This window comes from Rhodospirillales bacterium RIFCSPLOWO2_02_FULL_58_16, assembly GCA_001830425.1.
Taxonomy (GTDB): Bacteria; Pseudomonadota; Alphaproteobacteria; order Rhodospirillales; family 2-02-FULL-58-16; genus 2-02-FULL-58-16.
This window is the reverse complement of record MIAA01000016.1, coordinates 229,156-250,034: the sequence shown is the minus strand read 5'-3', so window position 1 is coordinate 250,034 and position 20,879 is coordinate 229,156. Positions and strand designations below refer to the sequence as shown.

Annotated in this window: 26 protein-coding genes and 1 tRNA gene; 16 read left to right on the top strand and 11 right to left on the bottom strand. The window is 58.0% G+C overall.

Going from position 1 to position 20,879, the window contains the following annotated elements; genetic code table 11:
• The first annotated feature begins 32 nt into the window (after nucleotides 1-32).
• From A3H92_03105 to A3H92_03090, 4 genes are all read left to right on the top strand, one after another.
• Nucleotides 33-1,967 carry a molecular chaperone DnaK gene (locus A3H92_03105; GenBank protein OHC75671.1) on the top strand — a complete coding sequence of 645 codons (1,935 nt, stop codon included), beginning with the start codon at nucleotides 33-35 and terminating at the stop codon, nucleotides 1,965-1,967.
• A gap of 229 nt (nucleotides 1,968-2,196) precedes the next feature.
• Nucleotides 2,197-3,336 carry a molecular chaperone DnaJ gene (locus A3H92_03100; protein ID OHC75670.1) on the top strand — a complete coding sequence of 380 codons (1,140 nt, stop codon included), beginning with the start codon at nucleotides 2,197-2,199 and terminating at the stop codon, nucleotides 3,334-3,336.
• Between the two features lie 20 nt (nucleotides 3,337-3,356).
• Entirely contained in the window at nucleotides 3,357-4,154 is a 798-nt protein-coding gene (locus tag A3H92_03095; GenBank protein OHC75669.1) for a 4-hydroxy-tetrahydrodipicolinate reductase, read from the top strand.
• Between the two features lie 14 nt (nucleotides 4,155-4,168).
• Complete coding sequence (locus A3H92_03090; GenBank protein ID OHC75668.1) at nucleotides 4,169-4,807, top strand: endonuclease III; 639 nt, start codon at nucleotides 4,169-4,171, stop codon at nucleotides 4,805-4,807.
• Between the two features lie 142 nt (nucleotides 4,808-4,949).
• Here A3H92_03090 and A3H92_03085 read toward each other — a convergent pair whose 3' ends face one another.
• From A3H92_03085 to A3H92_03075, 3 genes are read right to left on the bottom strand one after another with little or no spacing between them, the layout of a single operon-like run.
• Nucleotides 4,950-5,399, bottom strand: a complete 450-nt coding sequence (locus tag A3H92_03085; GenBank protein ID OHC75667.1) for a hypothetical protein — start codon at nucleotides 5,397-5,399, stop codon at nucleotides 4,950-4,952.
• Nucleotides 5,396-6,007 (bottom strand): hypothetical protein, encoded by a 612-nt coding sequence (locus tag A3H92_03080; GenBank protein OHC75666.1) that lies wholly within the window; start codon nucleotides 6,005-6,007, stop codon nucleotides 5,396-5,398. Before A3H92_03080 ends, A3H92_03085 begins: the two co-directional genes overlap by 4 nt.
• A 19-nt stretch (nucleotides 6,008-6,026) precedes the next feature.
• Nucleotides 6,027-6,695 carry a hypothetical protein gene (locus tag A3H92_03075; GenBank protein ID OHC75665.1) on the bottom strand — a complete coding sequence of 223 codons (669 nt, stop codon included), beginning with the start codon at nucleotides 6,693-6,695 and terminating at the stop codon, nucleotides 6,027-6,029.
• A 141-nt stretch (nucleotides 6,696-6,836) separates the two neighbouring features.
• On the opposite strand from A3H92_03075, the gene A3H92_03070 reads away from it, so the two are divergent.
• Genes A3H92_03070 through A3H92_03060 form a run of 3 tightly spaced genes read left to right on the top strand, consistent with a single transcriptional unit; the run spans nucleotide 6,837 to nucleotide 9,145 of the window.
• Entirely contained in the window at nucleotides 6,837-7,325 is a 489-nt protein-coding gene (locus tag A3H92_03070; protein OHC75664.1) for a hypothetical protein, read from the top strand.
• Nucleotides 7,326-7,336: 11 nt separating this feature from the next.
• Nucleotides 7,337-7,846 (top strand): hypothetical protein, encoded by a 510-nt coding sequence (locus A3H92_03065; GenBank protein ID OHC75663.1) that lies wholly within the window; start codon nucleotides 7,337-7,339, stop codon nucleotides 7,844-7,846.
• A gap of 12 nt (nucleotides 7,847-7,858) precedes the next feature.
• Complete coding sequence (locus A3H92_03060) at nucleotides 7,859-9,145, top strand: spore maturation protein (GenBank protein OHC75662.1); 1,287 nt, start codon at nucleotides 7,859-7,861, stop codon at nucleotides 9,143-9,145.
• A gap of 4 nt (nucleotides 9,146-9,149) precedes the next feature.
• Here the strand turns inward: A3H92_03060 and A3H92_03055 are convergent, their stop codons facing one another.
• On the bottom strand, nucleotides 9,150-9,587 hold the full coding sequence (locus A3H92_03055) for a hypothetical protein (GenBank protein OHC75661.1): 438 nt from the start codon (nucleotides 9,585-9,587) through the stop codon (nucleotides 9,150-9,152).
• Between the two features lie 46 nt (nucleotides 9,588-9,633).
• Here A3H92_03055 and A3H92_03050 point away from each other — a divergent pair, with 46 nt between their 5' ends.
• Together A3H92_03050 and A3H92_03045 are read left to right on the top strand one after the other, a co-directional pair.
• Nucleotides 9,634-9,858 (top strand): hypothetical protein, encoded by a 225-nt coding sequence (locus tag A3H92_03050; GenBank protein OHC75660.1) that lies wholly within the window; start codon nucleotides 9,634-9,636, stop codon nucleotides 9,856-9,858.
• Nucleotides 9,859-9,987: 129 nt separating this feature from the next.
• Entirely contained in the window at nucleotides 9,988-12,081 is a 2,094-nt protein-coding gene (locus A3H92_03045) for a hypothetical protein (protein ID OHC75659.1), read from the top strand.
• Here the strand turns inward: A3H92_03045 and A3H92_03040 are convergent.
• Nucleotides 12,078-13,277 (bottom strand): phosphoglycerate kinase, encoded by a 1,200-nt coding sequence (locus A3H92_03040; GenBank protein ID OHC75658.1) that lies wholly within the window; start codon nucleotides 13,275-13,277, stop codon nucleotides 12,078-12,080. The genes A3H92_03045 and A3H92_03040 overlap by 4 nt on opposite strands.
• A 129-nt stretch (nucleotides 13,278-13,406) precedes the next feature.
• On the opposite strand from A3H92_03040, the gene A3H92_03035 reads away from it, so the two are divergent.
• The 4 genes from A3H92_03035 to A3H92_03020 all read left to right on the top strand — a co-directional run bounded on the left by A3H92_03035 (nucleotide 13,407) and on the right by A3H92_03020 (nucleotide 16,540).
• Nucleotides 13,407-14,141, top strand: a complete 735-nt coding sequence (locus A3H92_03035) for a hypothetical protein (protein OHC75657.1) — start codon at nucleotides 13,407-13,409, stop codon at nucleotides 14,139-14,141.
• A gap of 162 nt (nucleotides 14,142-14,303) precedes the next feature.
• On the top strand, nucleotides 14,304-15,167 hold the full coding sequence (locus tag A3H92_03030) for a hypothetical protein (protein OHC75756.1): 864 nt from the start codon (nucleotides 14,304-14,306) through the stop codon (nucleotides 15,165-15,167).
• Nucleotides 15,168-15,179: 12 nt separating this feature from the next.
• Nucleotides 15,180-15,623 (top strand): ribosomal protein S6 modification protein, encoded by a 444-nt coding sequence (locus A3H92_03025; GenBank protein OHC75656.1) that lies wholly within the window; start codon nucleotides 15,180-15,182, stop codon nucleotides 15,621-15,623.
• Between the two features lie 11 nt (nucleotides 15,624-15,634).
• Nucleotides 15,635-16,540 (top strand): ribosomal protein S6 modification protein, encoded by a 906-nt coding sequence (locus A3H92_03020; protein OHC75655.1) that lies wholly within the window; start codon nucleotides 15,635-15,637, stop codon nucleotides 16,538-16,540.
• 6 nt (nucleotides 16,541-16,546) lie between these two features.
• Here A3H92_03020 and A3H92_03015 read toward each other — a convergent pair whose 3' ends face one another.
• Genes A3H92_03015 through A3H92_03005 form a run of 3 tightly spaced genes read right to left on the bottom strand, consistent with a single transcriptional unit; the run spans nucleotide 16,547 to nucleotide 17,855 of the window.
• Nucleotides 16,547-16,945 carry a hypothetical protein gene (locus tag A3H92_03015; protein OHC75654.1) on the bottom strand — a complete coding sequence of 133 codons (399 nt, stop codon included), beginning with the start codon at nucleotides 16,943-16,945 and terminating at the stop codon, nucleotides 16,547-16,549.
• Entirely contained in the window at nucleotides 16,942-17,172 is a 231-nt protein-coding gene (locus A3H92_03010; protein OHC75653.1) for a phage shock protein B, read from the bottom strand. The genes A3H92_03015 and A3H92_03010 overlap by 4 nt, the downstream gene beginning before the upstream one ends.
• Before the next feature lie 14 nt (nucleotides 17,173-17,186).
• Nucleotides 17,187-17,855 (bottom strand): phage shock protein PspA, encoded by a 669-nt coding sequence (locus tag A3H92_03005; protein ID OHC75652.1) that lies wholly within the window; start codon nucleotides 17,853-17,855, stop codon nucleotides 17,187-17,189.
• A gap of 195 nt (nucleotides 17,856-18,050) precedes the next feature.
• On the opposite strand from A3H92_03005, the gene A3H92_03000 reads away from it, so the two are divergent.
• The 3 genes from A3H92_03000 to A3H92_02990 all read left to right on the top strand — a co-directional run bounded on the left by A3H92_03000 (nucleotide 18,051) and on the right by A3H92_02990 (nucleotide 19,815).
• Entirely contained in the window at nucleotides 18,051-19,055 is a 1,005-nt protein-coding gene (locus A3H92_03000; GenBank protein ID OHC75755.1) for a phage shock protein operon transcriptional activator, read from the top strand.
• On the top strand, nucleotides 19,052-19,681 hold the full coding sequence (locus A3H92_02995; protein OHC75651.1) for a molybdenum cofactor guanylyltransferase MobA: 630 nt from the start codon (nucleotides 19,052-19,054) through the stop codon (nucleotides 19,679-19,681). Before A3H92_03000 ends, A3H92_02995 begins: the two co-directional genes overlap by 4 nt.
• A 57-nt stretch (nucleotides 19,682-19,738) precedes the next feature.
• Nucleotides 19,739-19,815: transfer RNA gene (locus A3H92_02990), tRNA-Met, on the top strand.
• Nucleotides 19,816-19,827: 12 nt separating this feature from the next.
• Here the strand turns inward: A3H92_02990 and A3H92_02985 are convergent.
• The 3 genes from A3H92_02985 to A3H92_02975 all read right to left on the bottom strand — a co-directional run bounded on the left by A3H92_02985 (nucleotide 19,828) and on the right by A3H92_02975 (nucleotide 20,702).
• Complete coding sequence (locus tag A3H92_02985) at nucleotides 19,828-20,091, bottom strand: hypothetical protein (GenBank protein OHC75650.1); 264 nt, start codon at nucleotides 20,089-20,091, stop codon at nucleotides 19,828-19,830.
• Nucleotides 20,072-20,344 carry a hypothetical protein gene (locus A3H92_02980; GenBank protein OHC75649.1) on the bottom strand — a complete coding sequence of 91 codons (273 nt, stop codon included), beginning with the start codon at nucleotides 20,342-20,344 and terminating at the stop codon, nucleotides 20,072-20,074. Before A3H92_02980 ends, A3H92_02985 begins: the two co-directional genes overlap by 20 nt.
• A gap of 160 nt (nucleotides 20,345-20,504) precedes the next feature.
• The gene (locus tag A3H92_02975; protein ID OHC75648.1) at nucleotides 20,505-20,702 is read right to left on the bottom strand and encodes a hypothetical protein; all 198 of its coding nucleotides are present in this window, start codon (nucleotides 20,700-20,702) and stop codon (nucleotides 20,505-20,507) included.
• Between the last annotated feature and the right edge of the window lie 177 nt (nucleotides 20,703-20,879).

Here is a 20,879-nt window from a genome sequence, read left to right as displayed (position 1 = left end):
AGCATCCGCCGGAAGCATAGAAGAGGAATGATATGAGTAAGGTGATCGGAATCGACCTTGGAACCACTAATTCCTGCGTCGCCGTAATGGAAGGCAGGGACGTTAAGGTCATCGAAAACGCCGAGGGCGTGAGAACAACGCCGTCCATCGTTGCCTTCACCGACTCTGAAGAACGCCTCATCGGCCAGCCCGCCAAGCGTCAGGCGGTAACCAATCCTGAAAACACCCTGTTCGCCATCAAGCGCCTGATCGGCCGGCGTTATGATGATCCGTTTACCAAAAAAGACATGGGACTGGTGCCGTACAACATCATCGCCGGCGAAAACGGCGACGCCTGGGTCGAAGCCGACGGCAAAAAGTACAGCCCCAGCCAAATCAGCGCCTTCATCCTGCAAAAGATGAAGGAAACCGCCGAGTCCTATCTCGGCGAAGAAGTTGTCCAGGCGGTAATTACCGTCCCCGCCTACTTTAATGACTCCCAGCGTCAGGCGACCAAGGACGCCGGCAAGATCGCCGGCCTGGAAGTGCTGCGCATCATCAATGAACCGACGGCGGCGGCTCTTGCCTACGGGTTGGATAAAAAAGAATCCGGCATCATCGCCGTATTCGACCTGGGGGGCGGCACTTTCGATATTTCCGTTCTCGAAATCGGCGACGGCGTTTTCGAGGTCAAATCGACCAACGGCGATACCTTCCTCGGCGGCGAGGATTTCGACAAGCGCATCGTCGATTATCTGGCCGATGAATTTAAAAAGGACACCGGCATCGATCTGCGCACCGATAAACTCGCTCTCCAGCGCCTCAAGGAAGAGGGAGAGAAAGCCAAGATCGAACTTTCAAGCACCAAGCAGACGGAAGTCAATCTGCCCTTCATCACCGCCGATCAAAACGGCCCCAAGCACCTGAATATCAAGCTTACCCGCGCCAAACTGGAAGCTCTGGTCGATGATCTTATTCAGAAAACCATCGATCCCTGCAAAAAGGCGCTGAAGGATGCCGGGCTTACCGCCGGTGAAATCAATGAAGTAATCCTGGTCGGCGGCATGACCCGCATGCCCAAAGTTATCGAAGCGGTGAAGGAATTCTTCGGCCGCGAACCGCACAAGGGAGTCAATCCCGACGAAGTGGTCGCCATCGGCGCCGCCATTCAGGGCGGAGTGTTGAAGGGCGATGTCAAGGACGTGCTGCTTCTTGATGTTACGCCGCTGTCGCTGGGCATCGAGACATTAGGCGGCGTCTTCACCCGCCTTATCGACCGCAACACCACCATCCCGACGCGCAAAAGCCAGGTCTTCTCTACCGCCGAGGACAACCAGACCGCCGTCACCATCCGTGTTTTCCAGGGTGAGCGCGAGATGGCCGCCGACAACAAGATTCTCGGCCAGTTCGACCTGATCGGCGTTCCGCCGGCGATGCGCGGCGTGCCGCAGATCGAAGTAACTTTCGACATCGACGCCAACGGCATCGTCAACGTCTCGGCCAAGGACAAGGCCACCGGCAAGGAGCAGCAGATTCGCATCCAGGCTTCAAGCGGACTGAGCGATGCCGATATCGACCGCATGGTTAAGGAGGCCGAGCAAAACGCCGCCGAAGATAAAAAGCGCCGCGCCCTGGTCGAAGCCCGCAATCATGGCGAGGGCATGGCCCATTCCACCGAGAAAAGCCTTAAGGAATTCGGCGACAAGATTTCCGATAACGAAAAGCAGGCGATTAATAACGCCGTCAAGGAATTGCGCGAAGTTCTTGAAAAAGATGATATTGAAATCATAAAGTCCAAGACCGACGCCCTGGCCCAGGCTTCGATGAAAATGGGCGAGGCCATGTACAAAGCCGCCCAGGAAGGGGCGCCCGGCGCCGGCGACGCCGGAGCCGACAAAGGATCGTCGGCAAAAGGCGACAAGGACTCAACGGTGGTCGATGCCGATTTTGAGGAAGTGGATCCGAATAAGGAAAAGAAAGACAACTAGAGCGTTATCCGACCAAATGGCGTCGCCCCTCTCACCCTTCCCTCTCCCCCAGCAAATTGCTGGGGGAGAGGGTTGCGTAGGGTTGGCGCGTCGGCTCGATGCGCCTTACCCGAAGCCGGGTGAGGGGGGGGATGGTTCAATTTGGTCGAATAATGCTCTAATCTTTCAAAATGGGTGCCGGTAACGCCCGGACAGAAACGGGCGCGTCAGTTTATTATAGGTTTTTTTGATGTCCAAACCGGATTTCTACGAGCTTCTCGGAATTAAACGGAACGCCGACGCGGACGATATAAAGAAAGCCTATCGCACGTTGGCCATGAAGCATCATCCTGATCGCAATCCCGGCGATGCGGACGCGGAAAAGAAATTCAAAGAAATCAGCCATGCCTATGAAATCCTGAAGGATGAACAAAAACGCGCCGCTTATGACCGTTTCGGCCATGCCGCGTTTGAACAGGGCGGTCATGGCGGTCACGGCGCCGGCGGCAACGGCTTTGCCTCGGGCTTCGCCGATATCTTTGATGAGATGTTCGGCGACTTTGCCCACGGCGGCGGACGGCGCGGCCCCGGAGCGCAGAGCCGAGGCTCCGACCTGCGCTACAATATGCAGATCTCCCTTGAGGAAGCCTTCGCCGGCAAGAAGACAAATATTCGCGTCCCCTCCTCAATCCCCTGCGGCGAGTGCAAAGGCAGCGGCGCCGCCGGCGGCTCGGCCCCGGTAACCTGCGCGACTTGCCATGGTCACGGCAAGGTTCGCTCCCAATCCGGTTTCTTCACCGTCGAACGCACCTGCCCGTCATGTCACGGCAACGGCAAAGTCATCAAGGAGCCGTGCCATAACTGCGGCGGATCGGGAAGGGTAAAAAAGGAAAAGACTCTGTCGGTCGCCATCCCGCCCGGCGTCGAGGACGGCGCCCGCATTCGCCTTTCCGGCGAGGGCGAGGCCGGTCTGCGGGGAGCGCCGACCGGGGACCTCTACATTTTTCTGGCCGTGTCACCGCATCGTATTTTCCAGCGCGACGGCGCCGACATTTATTGCCGGGCGCCCATTCCGATGTCGACGGCGGCGCTCGGAGGCTCCATTGAGGTGCCGACCATCCAGGGCAACCGCGCTCGGGTCGCCATCCCGCCGGGGACTCAAACCGGGCAACAGTTCCGTCTCAAAAGCAAAGGCATGTCGGTTCTGAATTCCAAGGTTCTCGGCGACATGTTTGTTCAAACCGTCGTCGAGACGCCGGTGAATCTGACCGCCAAACAAAAAGAGCTGCTCAAGGAATTTACCAAAGAATCTCCCGGCGAAACCCACAGCCCGGAAGCTCATGGCTTCTTCTCCAAGGTCAAGGAGCTGTGGGAAGATATTAACGACTAATGGAACGGGGAGGAGAACTCATGAGGATCGGAATAATCGGGTGCGCCGGTCGCATGGGCCGCATGTTGGTCGCCGAGGTCCTGGCCGCCGACAACTGCCGGTTATTGGGAGGAACCGAGCAGGCGGGCAGTGAATTCATCGGTCAGGACATCGGGGAACTGATCGGAGTCGGGGCGCTGGGACTGCCGGTGGGAGAAGATGCGGCAGCGCTGTTTGCCGCCGCCGACGCCGTCATCGATTTCACCACTCCCGCCGTCGCCGCCGCCAACGCCGCCCTCGCCGCCGACCACAAAACGGCGTTGATCGTCGGCGCCACCGGCCTGGAGGCAAAACACCAGGACGCCCTGCGCCGGGCCGCCGGGTCATGCGTTATCGTACAGGCCGCCAACATGAGCGTCGGCGTTAATCTGTTGCTGGGATTGACCGAGCGCGTCGCCGCCGTTCTCGGCGATAATTACGACATCGAAATAGTGGAAATGCACCATCGCCATAAGGTGGATGCGCCGTCGGGAACGGCCTTGGCCCTGGGGTCTGCCGCCGCCGAAGGCCGGGGCGTTGATCTGAACATGGTGTCGCGGCGGGTGCGCGACGGCCATACCGGAGACCGCAACCGGGGAGAGATCGGTTTCGCAACGCTGCGGGGCGGTGACGTGGTCGGCGATCATACGGTCATCTTCGCCGCCGAAGGCGAGCGCATCGAACTCACCCACAAGGCATCGTCGCGCACCATCTTCGCCGGCGGCGCCGTCAAGGCGGCGTTGTGGACCAAGGGCCGCCCGCCGGGGCTTTATTCCATGCGCAATGTTTTGGGATTCTGAAAAGCCGTTTCCCGATGAACCGCGCCGACATCGATCAGTTTTACCGCCGGCTGTCCACGGCTAACCCCGATCCCAAAAGCGAGTTGGATTACACAAATCCTTATACCTTGCTGGTGGCGGCGGTGTTGTCGGCCCAGTCCACCGATAAAGGCGTCAACAAGGCGACGGCGGCGCTGTTTCCCGTCGCCGATACGCCGAAAAAGATGCTGGCGTTAGGCGAATCGCGGCTTAAGGATTTCATCAAGACCATCGGCCTTTACAACAACAAGGCCGGGAACATCATCGCTCTCAGCGCCGTTCTGGCCGATCAATATGACGGCCGAGTGCCTCGGAACCGCGAGGCTCTCGAAGCCCTGCCCGGAGTCGGGCGCAAGACCGCCAACGTGGTGTTGAATGTAGCCTTCGGCCTGCCGGTGATCGCCGTTGACACTCATGTCTTTCGCGTCGGCAACCGAACCGGTCTGGCCCCCGGCAAAACGCCGGCGGCGGTGGAGCGGGAGCTGGAAAGGCTGACGCCGGAAGAGTGGAAACCGCATGCCCATCATTGGCTGGTTCTTCACGGTCGTTACGTCTGCAAGGCCCGCAAACCGCTGTGTGAAGATTGCATCGTTTACGACCTTTGTGAATTCGCGGGCAAAGCGACGCTGAAGTGATGCCGGCGATTATAAAAAATGAAAAATTCTCCCCCTTGCTTTAAGGGGGAGTTAGAGGGGGTATCGGCAGCAACCTCCCCTCACCCCTCCTTGGTAAGGAGGGAAAAATGATTGAGGCCGCCGGCATAATCCGAAAACCGATTTACCCCTGCGCCGCCTTCTGTTTTTTCTCGATCAGGCGCGTTATGCAGTCCTTGTGCGTAATTTTCGCGCCGTCGCGGCCCCGCGCTTCCGAATGGGCCACGGTAAGGGTTTCGCCGCCCTTATTTTCATAAAGGAAAACATCCAGCAAACAGGTTTCGCCGCCGTACTGCCAAACCTGGGCGGGCGAATCGTGACGCTTGAAGGAAGGCACTCCCAGCAAGGTCGCCACTTGCTCGCCGCTGAGGCCGGCAAGTTTGCCCGGCGCGTCTATGGGTCCGGGCCTGCGGGCGGCGGTCTCTTTCGGCGTAGCCCCGGAGGCGACGGATTGCTCTTGTTCCGGTTCTTCCGTCGCTGACGGCTCGCCCGGCGCCGCTTCCGGCGGGCCGCCCGACGCACAGCCGGAAACGACGAGGAGTCCCGCGATCAACAAGGCATGACGAAAACTCATATATTTATATTCGGCGACTTGAACCTGATTCCCGACGCCGCTTTCCCTTCATCTTCCCCATGTGCGGGCTTCTCCAGGGTCTCCATCTCGCCGTCGATCTCGCCGCCGGCCTCGATGATGATCTTTCCATAGCGGATGATGCCGCTGATTTTCCCGCCGTTGCGCACGGTCAGCTTGTCATCCGCCGTCAATTCACCTTCAAAGCGGCCGCTGATGTCGGCCTCCTTGACCTGGGCGTTGCCTTTGAAAAAACCGCTGGGCGCTACTTCGATAATGCGGGCGTTGGTCAGCGCCGCCTCGACGCGGCCCTCGACCACGAGTTTATCGCAGGAGGTGATTTCGCCTTTGAGGCAAATCTCCCGGCCGACAATCAGTTTTTTACTTTCCATGTCGCCGGGGCGCGACCGCTCCATGCGCCGCGCCGGGTTCGGGCTGTCGACGGGGCGGTTGGGAATTTCATGACTGAACGAGGCGCCTGAAATCTGCTTGGCGGGTTGATGCGACCCTTTTTTTGAAAAAGGCTTCAACGGCGGCGCGCTGATGCCGCCGGAACTTTCTTCGCTCTGAAGCCGGTCCCGGCTTTCCTTGTCGTCATTTTTCTTGAACATTTTTCTTGCCCCTCAAGACTTAGTGTTTCCCTTGCGACCGCCACCCCTCGAAAAGATGGATCATGGCGGCGGTGGCGACGATGGGAGCCAATAAATTAACCACCGGGATGGTCAACATCAGCGCGATCAGGACGCCCGAGAAAAAAAGCTGTCCCCGATGCGCCCTTCTCAATCTCTCCGCTTCCGCCAGTCCGACACGGCGCAAGGCCACCATCGCAAAATATTCACGACTTAAAAGATAGCCGTTAACGCCGTAGAAGACAAAAGGGAAAAGCGGCGGGATAATCAGAAACGCCAATAAAAAGATGTTGAGAAAAATCATGATGACAAGAAATTTAGCCGCCGACAACAACGCCTCGCTGAATGACGCCCCTTTGATCGGCGGCAATCCGGGGTAATGACGGGCCTCCACGGCGTCGGCGACTCTGTCCAGCATCAGGCCGGTAAAGGCGCCGGCCACGCCGGGAAACAAAAACCAGGTGATTACCAACGCCGCCAGCCAGCCCAGGAAATCGACAATCGTCTCCAGCCATCCCCACGAGAACAGGGCGGTGCTGGAAAGCAGGAATATCACGACCAACATCAGGCCGATAAAGACGGCCAGCGTCGAACCCAGGCTGATCCACACCACGCGACGGGTAGACCTGTCGCTTATCTGGTCAATGGCTTTGAGAAACGCGGCGATCATGATGAATACGGTTCTACAACCATCCCCCGTCATTTCCCAGTAGTTTCAGAATTCGGGCGCAGGCGACCTTCCGAAAAAGTCGGCCTTGAATGATCCGCCGTTAACCTGATAACCTTTCATCGAAGGGCAAGGAGGGGAATCATGCACAAAATCTTTCCGGCATTGATGTTATCGATCATCGCCGTGTCGGCGTCCGCCGGCCAGCCGTTCATCGAGGTGTTTGACCGCGCCGTCAAGAAGGAATGCGGCTCCTGCCACATGGTGTTCAACCCGGAGATGCTTCCCGCCAAGTCATGGGAAACCATCATGAAGGGGCTTAAGAATCACTTCGGAAAGGAAGTCGGCCTTGATGAAGCAACCGTCGGCAAGATCCTGTCTTATTTTACCGGCCGCTCGTCGGATATGAGCGGCTCGCAAAACGGCCGCACCTTCATGGAAGGCATTAACCGCGAGGAGCCGCCGCTCAGGATCATTGATACGCCGCGCTTCAAGGACAAACACCAGGGCATCGCCGCCGACGTATGGAGCCGCGAGGGAATCAAGGCCAGAAACAACTGTGTATCCTGCCATGTCGGCGCCCTTAAAGGCGACTACGAAGCCAGGAACGCCAAAATTCCCGACGGCAAATAGAACCAACCTTCATGCGCATCCTTGTCATCGCGGCGGCGCTCTTTCTTCTCCCCGCGCCGACGCAGGCCGATGATCGCATTCCGCCGGTCGCCAACAAGATCGTCAAGCGCGAATGCGGCGGCTGTCACATGGCGTTTCAACCGCTGCTTCTGCCTCAACGGTCATGGCTTTTGCTGATGGGCAATCTATCCGATCATTTCGGCGAATCGGCAAATCTGAACGAAGGAGACCGCCGCGAGATTCTCGGCTATCTGACCGGAGGCTCGGCCGATGTCACCCTCAGCAAAGCCGGCGTCAAGATTATGCGTAACGTAAAAACGGATGAGACGCCTCTGCGCATTACCGGCCTGCCGCACTGGCAACGCAAACACAAGGGCGGCGACTACGCGCTTATGATGAAAGCGACCAAGGCCAAGTCCAACGCCGACTGCGTCTCCTGCCACCAGGACGCCGACAATGGAAACTACGACGATGATCATGGGCATGACGACGACGACGAGAGAAAAAAGAAAAATAATTAGAGGCTTCCGGCCATGAACGGCATCTTCTTCGCCATTGTGCTGATATCCTTCGCCGTCGCCGGATTTCATCAAATAACCTGGATTGATCCGGGCAACGGCGCCAAAGCGCCGATGGAATTGTTGACCGTCGCCATGATCGACTCGGCCGCCGCCTCGGTCACCCTCGCCATCGGCATGATCGGGGTGATGGCCTTGTTCCTGGGACTTATGAAGGTGGCTGAGGCCGGCGGCCTGCTGGTGATCATCGCCCGCGCCATGCGTCCGCTGATGCAGCGGCTTTTTCCCGACGTCCCCGCCGACCATCCGGCTATGGGAGCGATGATCCTCAACCTGTCGGCAAACATTATGGGACTGGGCAACGCGGCGACGCCTTTCGGCATCCGGGCGATGCAGGAACTGGATAAGCTGAATCCGGTAAAAGGCGTCGCCTCCAACGCCATGGTGCTGTTTCTGGCCATCAACACCTCCAGCGTCACCATAGTGCCGACCGGCGTGATCGCGCTCAGGGCAGCCGCCGGCTCCAATGATCCGGCGGGAATCATCCCGACGACGCTGTTCGCCACCATATTTTCAACCGCTGTCGCCATTATTGTGGCCAAGGCCTGTCAACGCTATTGGCCCATGGGCGCGCCGCCGTCCGCCGCCGAGCCTCAAACCGCGCCGCCGATAGTTTCCCCGGACATCGGCGGCGCCGACGCCGCCTATCCGACATGGGCGTCGTTCGCCTTGCTGGGAGCGGTGGTCGCCCTGATCCCGCTGACCATCGCCTACGGTCATCAGATCGCGCCGTGGATTATCCCCGGACTGATGGTCGGCTTTCTGGGCTTCGGCGCGGCGCGCAAGGTTCAAGTCTACGAAGCCTTCGTCGAAGGGGCCAAAGACGGCTTCGAGGTGGCGCTGCGCATCATCCCCTATCTGGTTGCTATCCTGGTCGCCGTCGGCATGTTCCGCGCCGGCGGCGCCATGGACATGCTGGTCACTCCCTTGTCGGTAATCACCACTCCCCTGGGGTTGCCGGCGGAAGCCCTGACCATGGCCCTGATGCGGACGCTTTCCGGCTCCGGGGCCTACGGCCTTCTGGCTTCCATCGTCAACGACCCGGCAATCGGGCCGGACAGCTATCTCGGCTACCTGGCCGGCACCATTCAGGGATCGACGGAAACCACCTTTTATGTGCTTGCCGTTTATTTCGGCGCGGTGAACGTAAGGCGCATCCGCCATGCCCTGGCGGCCGGCCTTTGCGCCGATCTGGCGGGAGTTATCGGGTCGATGGCGATCTGCCTGTATCTGTACGGTTGAAGGATTATTGAAGCCAATAATCCATGGCAATGCCGATCCTTGAAACGCCCTCGCCTACGTTCACAGCGGCTTCCTCAAAATCGGGGGGGCCGAAAAATACCTTGGCGCCGTTGCTGAAGCCGAAGCCTTCAATGGGAAGGCCCCAAAATATCTGATTGAATTCGTGATCGCCGTTTTCGTCATGATAAGCCGCCAGCGCGTAGGTTCCGGGAGCCAGGCCGGTAAAAACCGCCTCCGTCCCCTTTTCCCGAGCCGGCACGATCACATCGGCGATCATGCCTTTGCTGCTCGGAAAGGTTTTCGGATCGGCATAGACGGCGACATGCACGTCCCCTCTGCCGGAACGCATTTCGCTTACATCAATCCACAGATCGGCGGCGTTCGCCCCGAAGGCTGCGCATGACGACAGGATAAAAGCGGGAAAATATATATGAAAACGCATAACGGCAGACAGGCGCCCTTTCTGAAGCGCCCTAAAATGATGCTTTATGATGGAAACGTCAAACGCGAATGTTCAAATAATATCCGCGCGGCGCGTCGCTTCGGAAAGGCGCGCCGGAAGCAGCCGCCCGATTGAGGCGAATAATCCCTATTTGCTCTTCAGTCGTGATCCCTTGCGGAATCGCCTTGGCGCGAATGACGGCTTCACCGGCCGTTCCAAGACGACCGGCATCGTTACCGAGACGGGAAAGCAACTGACTTGCTATATTTAACGTATCATTCATGGCGACCAGCATAACCGAAAAAGGTTAATGGATTCTCAAAACGCAAAATATAGCCACACTCCACGGGAGTTCTTTATATAATGGGCGCCGGGTTACATAAGTTTTTAAGAGAACGGCATGACGAAAAGAAACCACCTTCACCCCGATTTACATGATTCCATTATGGATAATTACGAAGGAAAGACCTTTCTGGGCGGGGGTCGTCTTTCCGTGCGCACGACTCTCTTTTTCCTGTTCGGAGTTTTTGCCCTTGTTTCAGCGGCGGGCGGACTTTTCATCGCCGATAAAAGGCTTTCGACGGCGCAAAGCCGCTTGATGTTATCCAGGGAACTGGCTGATTCAATCTTTTCCGTCGAGAAAATCGTCTGGAACATCCGCATCGAAGAAAAAGACTTCTTCCTGCGCAAAAATCCTCAACACATCAACAGCCACAAGATAAATGCCGACCTTCTTTCCGCCCGGTTGAACGCCCTTTATTCCCTGCTCGCGGCGGCGCCGATCAAGGAGCATATCACCACGATCAATGAAGGCCTCGCCCAATACACTGCGGAATTCGCCAATGCCGTCGCCGCTCAAGGAGTAACCGGCAAAGCCGGCGGTCTTGCCGACGGGCTGCGGGAAGCGGCGCATAATGTGGAATCCAGGATTGCCAATACCAGGATAACTCTTCTCATCGGATCGCTGGCGACGATCCGTGAGCACGAAAAAGAATTCGTCCGGCTCGGCGAGATGCAGGACATAGTGAAATTAAACAAAAGCATCGACGAGTTTGCCGCCCTTCTCGCCTCCGCCAAACTGCCGGAGGAAGATAAAGCGTTGATCGGCAATCTTTTGAAATCCTATCAGGACAGCATTACCGCCTTCGCCAAAAGCCGGCTGAAGCGGGATAGGGAAATCAGCCGTCTCGATGAAATCTTCGCCTATATCGCTCCCAGCATTAACGGACTTGTCACTTTTGCCGGGAACAACCTGATCGAGGCGTCCAAAGAAGAACAACAGCTTCGCAGACTATATCGCCTGTCGCTGCCGGCCGGCGGCGCGGCAATCGTACTTGCGCTCATGTTGTTCGGCCTGATCATGATGCGATCCATCATTTCTCCCGTCAAAGACATTGCAATAACGGCGATAACGCTGGCGGACGGCAATAAAAACGTAGGCATTCCGGCGCTCGGCAACAAGGACGAAACGGGTGACATCGCCCGCGCCCTGGCCAGACTGCGATTGGGATCAGACGAAGCCCTGCGCCGGGAGGATAAAGAAGACAAAAATGCCCTTGCCGAAATAGAGCGACTGCGCTCGGAACTCGAAATAGCGAGCGAAAAAACCAGAAAGGGCGAGGCCGCCATGGCCGAAGCCACCCGGCTTCGCATGGAACTGGAAACCCATATAAGCACGGCCGGAAACAGCGCCGCCGCCGCCGCCGAAGCGGACGCGCTGCGCAAGGAGCTTGATGAAACCAAAAAAGAATTAATGAAAGGCGAAACGGCATTGATCGAAGCGGCGTTGCTTCGCATCGATCTGGAAGCGACCAAGGCCGAGCTGGCGAAAGCCGCCGACGAAGCCAAATCCATCCTGGAAAGCAAAGAAAAAGAGGCCGCCGTCGTCAATCTGCCCACGCCTCAGCTTACGCCGGAAAAGCCGCAGCCCGTCGCATCGGACACTCTGTCGGCACAGATAACCATTGCCAGCCGGCAACTGGCCCGATCATCACAAAATGTTTCGGAGGCGGCTTACGAAGCCGAAAGAACGGGCGCCCTGATCAACGGACTGGCCGATGTCGCCGGCAAGATCAATGAACTGGACGCGCTGCTCGCCGTCATTACCAACCAGACGAATTTCCTTGTGCCTCAAACGGACGCCGGCGAGCTTAAACGCGGCGAGACCGACAGCAGCCTCCTCGCCTTAACCGCCGACTACAAAAAAGCGGTCGGCCAGAAGCTGAAGGAAACCAAGGACGACGCCATCGGCCAGCGCTTCGACGCTATCCGCGCAACGACCAGACAAGCGACGTGGACAGTCAAGGATATCGCCGACATCATCAGCGAGATCAAGGAAATCGCCTCTGCAATCGCCGCCGCGTCCTCAACCGAAGCCATGGAAATCACTGCCGAGCTTTTAGCGCAATCGGAGCAATTACGGGAAATGCTTGATTCCCTGGTCGCCAATATTCAACGCCCCGGCAATCCGCATAAAGCGCCTTCCAAAAATTAACTATCCTCGTACAGCGCGCTGACGCCCGGCAATTCCTTGCCTTCGAGCCACTCAAGAAAAGCGCCGCCGGCGGTTGAAACGTAGGTGAAGGAGCTTCCCGCTCCGGTATTGGCCAGCGCCGCCACGGTGTCGCCGCCGCCGGCAACGCTGATCAGGTCGCCCTTCATCGTCATCCGGGCCACGGCCCTGGCTACTTCATTGGTGCCGGCGTCGAAAGGAGGCGTCTCAAAAGCGCCGAACGGCCCGTTCCACACCAGGGTCCGGCACCGGCTCAGGCGCATGGTTACGGCGGCCGCCGTCCCCGGGCCGATATCCAGTATCCTGGCGTTTTTGGGAACGGCGGTTACGGATACGGTTTGATGCTCGACGCCGGCCGCGCCTTCCAGCGCCACCACGGCGTCTCTGGGCAACATGATCTCGGCGCCTGTCGCCTTTGCCGCCGTCATTATAGCATGGGCGGAATCCACCATATCATGTTCATAAAGAGAGTTGCCGACATCAATCCCCTCGGCATGAAGAAACGTATTGGCCATGGCGCCGCCGATGATCAGTAAATTTACCTTGGCCGCCAGATTGCCCAACACCTCCATCTTGGTGGAGACCTTGGCGCCGCCGACTATTGCCGCCAACGGCCTTTGCGGGTCGTCCAGGGCCTTGCCGAGAGCTTCCAGTTCCGCCTGCATCAGACGCCCGGCGGCGGCGGGCAGCAGATGGGCAATGGCCGAAGTTGAGGCATGGGCGCGGTGAGCGCAGGAAAAAGCATCGTTGACGTAGCAATCGGCGAGGGCGGCCAGTCCACCGGCGAACCCGGCGGCATTCCTTTCCTCTCCGGGATGAAAGCGCAGATTTTCGAGCAGGGCGACATGGCCCTCGGGCATGATCGACAAGGCCCATTCAACCTTCGCCCCGACGCAATCTTCGATAAAAGTCACCGGTCGCCCGACCACGCCGCTCAGGGCTTCGACGAGGGGACGCAAACTAAACCCCTCCGCCGCTACTCCCTTGGGGCGCCCGAAATGGGATATAACGATAACCGTCGCGCCTTTTGCGACCAGTTCTTTTACCGTCGGCGCCATACGCATAAGACGGGTGGAATCGGTAATCCTGCCGTTGCGCATGGGAACATTGAGGTCAGCCCGCACCAACACCCGTTTTCCGGAAAGGTCAAGGGTGTCGATAGTTTTAACTTTTTTCATTTACGACCCTTTTCTCGCGGATGAGCGCGCCGCCGGTAAGCCTATTGAGTTTTGCCCCATTTGTGCCATATTAATCAAGGATGATGATATTCGTTGAAACCGCCTTTTTTATTTGAACAGGTGTTCCCCATGGCTTTCGAACCTAATAACCAGTTTGAACTTCGAACCGCGCGGATGAGCGCCGCCCAGGCCATAGACGCCGGCGTGGACGTCGGCCTGCGCAAGTATCTGCTCGGCATCTACAACTACATGGCCTCCGGCCTGACGCTGACCGGCATAGTCGCCCTCTGGGTCGCATCGTCGGAAACGGCCATGCAGATGATCTTCGGCTCCGGCCTGTCCTTCGTCGTCATGTTGTCGCCGCTGGCCTTTATCATGGTCCTTTCCTTCGGCATCAACAAAATGAAGGCCTCGACCGCTCAAATGGTTTTCTGGGCGTTTTGCGCCGTCATGGGCCTGTCCATGGCATCCATCTTCATCCAGTTCACCGGCGCCAGCATCGCCAGGGTGTTCTTTATCACGGCAGGCGCCTTCGCCGGCATGAGCCTCTACGGCTACGCCACCAAGCGCGACCTGTCCGGTTTCGGCTCGTTCCTGTTCATGGGGCTGATCGGCATCATTATCGCCGGCGTGGTCAACATCTTCCTGCAAAGCTCGGCCATGCATTTTGTGATTTCGGTGGTCGGCGTGCTGGTGTTCGTCGGTCTGACCGCTTATGACACTCAAAAAATCAAGGCCATGTACAGCGAAGTCGACGACAGCGAAATGCAGGGCAAGAAGGCTATTATGGGCGCCCTGACCCTCTATCTGGACTTCATCAACCTGTTCATGATGCTGCTGCGGTTGTTCGGCGACCGCCGCTAGAATCCTAAAGAGAACGAAAGACGGCCCCTTGAGATAACTCCCAAGGGGCCGTTTTTCGTTTGATGGTTTATTTTAGTCGGAAAATGCTCTAACCAAGAGGTCTACCGCTTCCTATCATTGAGGAATATCGTGCCAAAATCCGATGAACAGCAAACCCTGGTTATTTTATTCGCCGACATAACCGGCAGCACCGGCCTGTACGAAAAATTCGGCGACGTCGCCACCCAGAAACTGGTCGCCGACTGCCTCGCCATCCTGATCGCCAAGACCGAGGAATGCGGCGGCTCCCTGATCCAGACCGTCGGCGACGAGGTGATGACCCGCTTCCCGAATGCCGACTCGGCGTTCAGAGCCGCCGTCGCCATGCAGCAGGCGCACATCAACGCCCCCGTCTCCATCCGTGTCGGCTTTCATTACGGATCGGTTATCCAGAAGGGAATCAACTATTTCGGCAATGCCGTGAACATCGCCGCCCGCATGGCGAATTGGGCGACCGCCGGCGAGATCATGACCACCGGCGATACGGTGGACCGACTGTCCCCGGCGTTCAAAAGCGGCGTTCGCCACCTGGACACCACCACCGTCAAGGGCAAGGACGAGATGATCGCCATTTTCGAGGTAATCTGGCGTGAGGACGACGAAGACAGCCAGACCATCATGGGCGGCGACACCACGGCGCCGCCGGCCGCCGGCGAGATTATCCTTGAACTCAGCCATGACGGCGCCAATTACCGCCTCGGCGCCGGCCGACCGACCGTAACCATCGGTCGCGACGAAGGAAATGACATGGTCGTCAACGACTCCCTCGCCTCAAGAAAACACGCCAAGATTCAATTCACTCGCGGCAAGTTTCTGCTCACCGACTACAGCTCCAACGGCACCTATGTGGAAATGACCGACAAGGTCTCCACCATGCTCAAGCGCGAAACCTCCGAAATCGTCGGCTCCGGCGTCATCAGCCTGGGACGCCCCCATCTGGAAGGCAGCGCCGGAATCATCCGTTTTCGCCGGCTGGACCAAATCTGAGTCCAACCCCGCATGAAACATAGAAAAGCCGCTAAAAAAGAGATAATCGGGTGGCGCGAATGGGTGGCGTTTCCCGACCTCGGCATAGCGCGGATCAAGGCCAAGATCGACACCGGAGCAAGAACGTCCGCGCTTCACGCCTTTCGCATACGCGAAGTTCGTGACCTCCCCGTTCCGCATGTGGAATTCTTCGTGCATTCATCCCAGCGCCGAAAATTTCCGGAAATAAAGTGCCGCGCGCCTCTTGTTGATGAACGGGTCATCACCAGTTCAAACGGTGAGCAGCAAAAAAGATATACGGTAAGCGTCAGGGTAGCTGTCGGCGATAAAAGCTGGCCGATAGAATTGACCCTCACCGACCGGGACGAAATGAATTTTCGTTTGCTTATAGGCCGCGAAGCGGTGCGCAAGCGGTTCGTCGTCGATCCGGCGGCATCCTACCGCTTCGGTAAATAAAGGCGCAGGTTATGAAAATCGCACTTCTATGCTGCAATGCGAATCTCTATTCGCACAAAAGGCTCATCGAGGCGGCCAGGCAGCGCCATCACAAGATTGACAGCATCAACCATCTTCGGTGTTACATCAACATCGCGTCGCATAACCCGACGATCCACTATAACGGAAAAAGCCTTGAAGGCTATGACGCCGTCATTCCCCGGATCGGCGCTTCGGCGACGTTCTTCGGCACCGCCGTTCTGCGGCAATTTGAAATGATGGGCGTTTATCCCGTCAATGAGTCGGTGGCGATCTCGCGGTCCCGCGACAAGTTGCGCAGCCTGCAACTTTTGGCGCGCAAGGGCGTCGGCCTGCCCGTTACCTTGTTCGCCCACCGAACAAGCAACGCCGAGGAAATCATCAATCTGGTCGGCGGCGCTCCCGTCGTCATCAAGCTGCTGGAGGGAACGCAGGGCATCGGCGTGGTGCTCGGTGAAACGCAAAAGGCGGCGGAGAGCATCATTCAGGCTTTCGGCGGCGTGAAGACCAACATTCTGGTCCAGGAGTTCATCAAGGAAGCCCATGGCGAAGACATTCGCTGCCTCGTGGTCGGCGGTAAAGTGGTCGCCGCCATGTTGCGCAAAGGCAAGGAAGGCGATTTCCGCTCCAATCTGCATCGCGGCGGATCGGCCGAAGCCGTCAAAATCACGCCTGCGGAGCGCAAAACCGCCGTGACGGCGGCAAAAGTAATGGGGTTGAACGTCTGCGGCGTTGACCTGCTCCGCTCCAGTCACGGGCCGGTGGTTATGGAGGTGAATTCGTCGCCGGGCCTTGAAGGCGTTGAAAAAGCGACCGGTATTGACGTCGCCGGCAAGATTATCGAATTCATCGAACGCTCCTTCAAGCCCAACCGGACGGGAACGCGCGGCAAGGGGTAGCCTTTGCTATAAATTACTAATATCGCGATTCAGCTTGAACTCGCTTGAGGTGACATAGGCCTCGGCTTCGCGGATGCGGCGCTCGATATCGCGGAATTTGTGCTTGAGGTTGCTCGCCGTGTGGACCGGCTCGGTGCGCATTTCCCGCCAAAAATCCTCCTGCTCGCGGCTGGCGTACAGCGTTGCCGGCTTGGCTTCGAGCATCATGCCGGCGGCAAAGTAGGCGATCGCCGTCGGCACGGTGAAAAACACCAGACTGATGACGGCGATGACGCGGACGGTTGAGGGGGAGATGTCGAAATAGTCGGCGATTCCGGCGCACACGCCCATCAAATGGCCGTTGGCGGGGTCACGATAAAGTCTGGTGGGGCTGGGATCACGATTATATTTACCGGCGTATGTCATATTTTTTCCCTCCAGTCGGGAGCCTCGGCATCGAGAATGCGTTCAAGATTTTTGATGCGGGTTTCCATCTTCACGGCGCTGTCCCACAGCCCGGTGAGCATTTTTTCTTCAGACGAAGACAGCGTCCTGACGGTGCGCCATTTGGTCATGTAGTGAGCGATGATCCAGACCGGCAGGACCACCGCCATGAAAATAACGATGACGGGAAAAAAGAACATTATCGACATGCTGACTCCTTACTCTATTTCCTGCCGCCTCCGGCGCCTGCCTTGAGGGCTTCGAGTTCTTTGTCGATGGCGGTCTCGACTTCCAGTTCGGCGATTTCGTCGGCCAGACTCTTTTCCTTGCCGAGATTGTAGGATTCCACTTTACCCTCCACTTCGTCAACGCGACGTTCCATCCGCTCGAACCGGGAAAAGGCGTCGTTAATGCGGCTGTCATGAACGCGCTTGCGGACCTTGAGTTGGGAAGTCGCCGCATCATGACGGGCCTGGATCGATTCCTGCTTGGCTTTGGCCTCGCGCAGCTTGGACTGAAGTTTGTTGATATCCTCCTCGTGACCAACCAGCAAGGCATCCAGCGCCGCCAGGTCGTCCTTGAGCAATCTTCCGGTTTCTTCCAGCTTGGCCTTTTCGCGCAGCGCCCCCTTGGCCAGATCTTCGCGGTCCTTGGCGAGGGCCAGTTCGGCTTTGCGTCGCCATTCGTCCCGGGCCTCGTTCAGGCGATCCAGGGTGCGCCGGGCTTCCTTCCGGTCGGCGATCAACTTCGCCGCCGAGGCGCGGGCCTCGAACAGGGTCTCGTTCATCTCCAGAATCATCAGGCGGATAATCTTCTCCGGGTCCTCGGCCCGGTCGAGAATCGCCGTCAGGTTGGAGTTGATGATATCGGAAAGGCGCGAAAAGATACCCATTGTCGGTCTCCGTTAATTAACTGTGTGGCTAATCCTGCCTTGATCTATCGCAGGAAACATGCCAATCGGCCCGGATTCGGGTAACACATTGAAACCACATTATTATTTCATGATTTAATCTTTTTGATAGAGTCGAACGCTTGGCGTAAATAACTAATAATTTGCATATTCTGATAAAATATGGTGAAATTCATCATGTCTTCTCCTCGTCAATTACCGCCGCTGATCGGCGAGTCCAAACCCTTCGCCGCCCTGATGGAGAGGGTGTCCGAGGCAGCGCCCCTTGACCGCCCGGTGCTGGTCATCGGCGAGCGCGGCTCGGGCAAGGAATTGATCGGCGCCCGTCTGCATTTTAGCTCCCGGCGCTGGGCCGGCCCCTTTGTCCAGGTCAACTGCGCCACCCTGCCCGAAACCCTGATCGAAACAGAGCTGTTCGGCCACGAAGCCGGCGCTTTCACCGGGGCCGGCAAACAGCGGATCGGCCGATTCGAGCTGGCCGACGGCGGCAGCCTGTTCCTTGATGAAATCGCCAACGCCACCCTGCCGGTCCAGGAGAAGGTGCTGCGGGTCATCGAATACGGCGCTTTCGAGCGGGTCGGCGGCAATCAGACGCTGAATGTCGATGTGCGCCTGATCGGCGTCACCAACGTCGATTTGCCGAGCGAAGCCGACGCCGGACGCTTCCGCCACGACCTGCTTGACCGCCTGGCCTTCGACGTGCTGACCGTGCCGCCGCTGAGGGCCAGACAGGGCGACATCCCCCTGCTGTCCCGCCACTTCGGACGCGCCATCGCCATGGAGCTGGAATGGGAAGGATTCCCCGGATTCAGCCGTCGGGCGGCGGACGCGCTGATGGATTACTGCTGGCCCGGCAACGTCCGCGAATTGCGCAACGTGGTCGAACGCGCCGTCTACCGCCATCCGGCCCCCGCCGAAGCCGTTGACGCCATCGTCTTTGATCCCTTTCAGTCGCCTTATCGGCCTGAGCCTCGGCAAACGGAAGCCGCGCCGAAAGCGCCGCCGTTGCCGGAGATTCCCGGCGAGCCGGTGAACTTTCGCGAAACGCTTGCCGCTATGGAAAAGCGGCTGCTCGAACAGGCCCTGGTCGCCGGCCGCCACAACCAGAAAGCCGCCGCCGACCGTCTGGGCCTCACCTACCACCAACTCCGCAACCGCCTGAAGAAGCATGCCCTGATATGACAAAACTCATTCCCCTGCCCGGCGTCCTGCTGGCCGGCGGCAAGTCCAGGCGCATGGGCGGCAAGGAAAAATGCCTGCTGCCTCTGGCCGGACGCCCCCTGCTCGATCATGTTATCGAGCGCCTTCGCCCCCAGGTAGCCACCCTGATCATTAATGCTCCCGGCGACCCGGCCCGTTTTGCTCGCTGGGGCCTGGAAGTGGTCCCCGACGCCATCGAAGGCTTCGCCGGCCCCCTGGCCGGAATACTTGCCGGCCTGGATTGGGCGTATGCCAATGCCCCGCAAGCTGCCTATATCGTCACCTCGCCCTGCGACGCTCCGTTCCTGCCCGGTGATTTGGTAAAGCGTCTGGCCCGGACACTAAAGAAAGAAGGAGCCGATATCGCCTGCGCCGTCTCGGCAAACCGCAACCATCCGACATTTGCCCTATGGCCGCTGAGTCTGAGGGAAGACCTGCGCCGCGCCGTGGTCGATGAGGGAGTGCGCCGCATTCAGGATTGGATGCTCCGCTGCAAGGTCGCGCCGGTTGATTACCCGTGCGATCCCATCGATCCCTTCACTAACATCAACAACCCGCAAGACCTTGCCGAGGCGGAGGAGATATTGAGCAATTTGGGATCATGCTGATCATGGTCGGCGCCTCCCTTGACATATCTTCGGCTTTGGCCGTATAGGGCATGCAACGGCGGAGTAGCTCAGCTGGTTAGAGCAGCGGAATCATAATCCGCGTGTCGGGGGTTCGAGTCCCTCCTCCGCTACCAATAAACGCCTTGTCAGTGATGTTTCGCCCAATCCCGCAGCGCGTCATTTATGCGGGTCTGCCAGCCGCTGCCGGTCGCCTTGAATTGCTCCAGAATTTCCGTGTCAAGCCGAAGCGTTACCTGCTCTTTTTTTCCGCCTCCGAGCGGCCTTCCACGGCTTCGCCTGAATTGCGCTAATTCCGCATCAGTCAGCGGCGGGTTGTCAGAGTCAGTAAGGGCGGCGGCGGTAATCTGCGCATCCTCAATTTTGGAGGGTCTAATTAGTTTCCTGTTCATAATGGTCAAACTCCCTCTGATTCGCTTTCCGCAAGCTGATTACCCGCCGGTCACTTTCACGGTCAACAAAAACCGCGCAATACACCCTTTCGCCGATTTCCCCCAAAGCAACCATGCGGGTTTCCCCATAGTCATGTCGTGTGTCTTGCCATATCAGCGCGGCATCCCAATCCATGAAAGCGGCTTCGGCCAGTGATACACCGTGCTTGCGCCGGTTTTCGGTATCTTTGGCAGCGTCAAAAACCACATTCATAGGATTAATGTAGTTACGTTTATTATTGAAGTCAATTAATATTCGTAGTTACGTTTATTGTTGCCGACGCACCACCCGCAAACCCGCCGACGCTGGCATAAGACTCGGAATCATAATCCGCGTGTCGGGGGTTCGAGTCCCTCCTCCGCTACCAATAAAATCAAGGGGCTGGAGAAAGAAACGAGTTAATCGACGGCGCGCCTGCCGGAGACGGCGGCGCTTTTTCATCCTTGATTTCCGGTTTCTTGTCGGCGGGCCAATAAAGAAGGCAAGGGTCTTTGCCCTCGGCGCATAGATTGCAGCACATATCCTTAACCCGAAAAAAACAATCAAACTTCGTACAAATTGTTTCCATCATTTTTTCCTCCTTGCCGCCCCTGCCTTGGAATTAAGTGTGAGCGAGCTTCGCTCCCCTGTCTGTGATTTTGATCACGAATAACGATGATTATTTAGAGCGGTTTGCGACCAGATTGGATCATCTGCGTTTCGATCCGGCGAGGCGGTCCGCCAGGCGCGACGCGAAAAGCGATGCAAA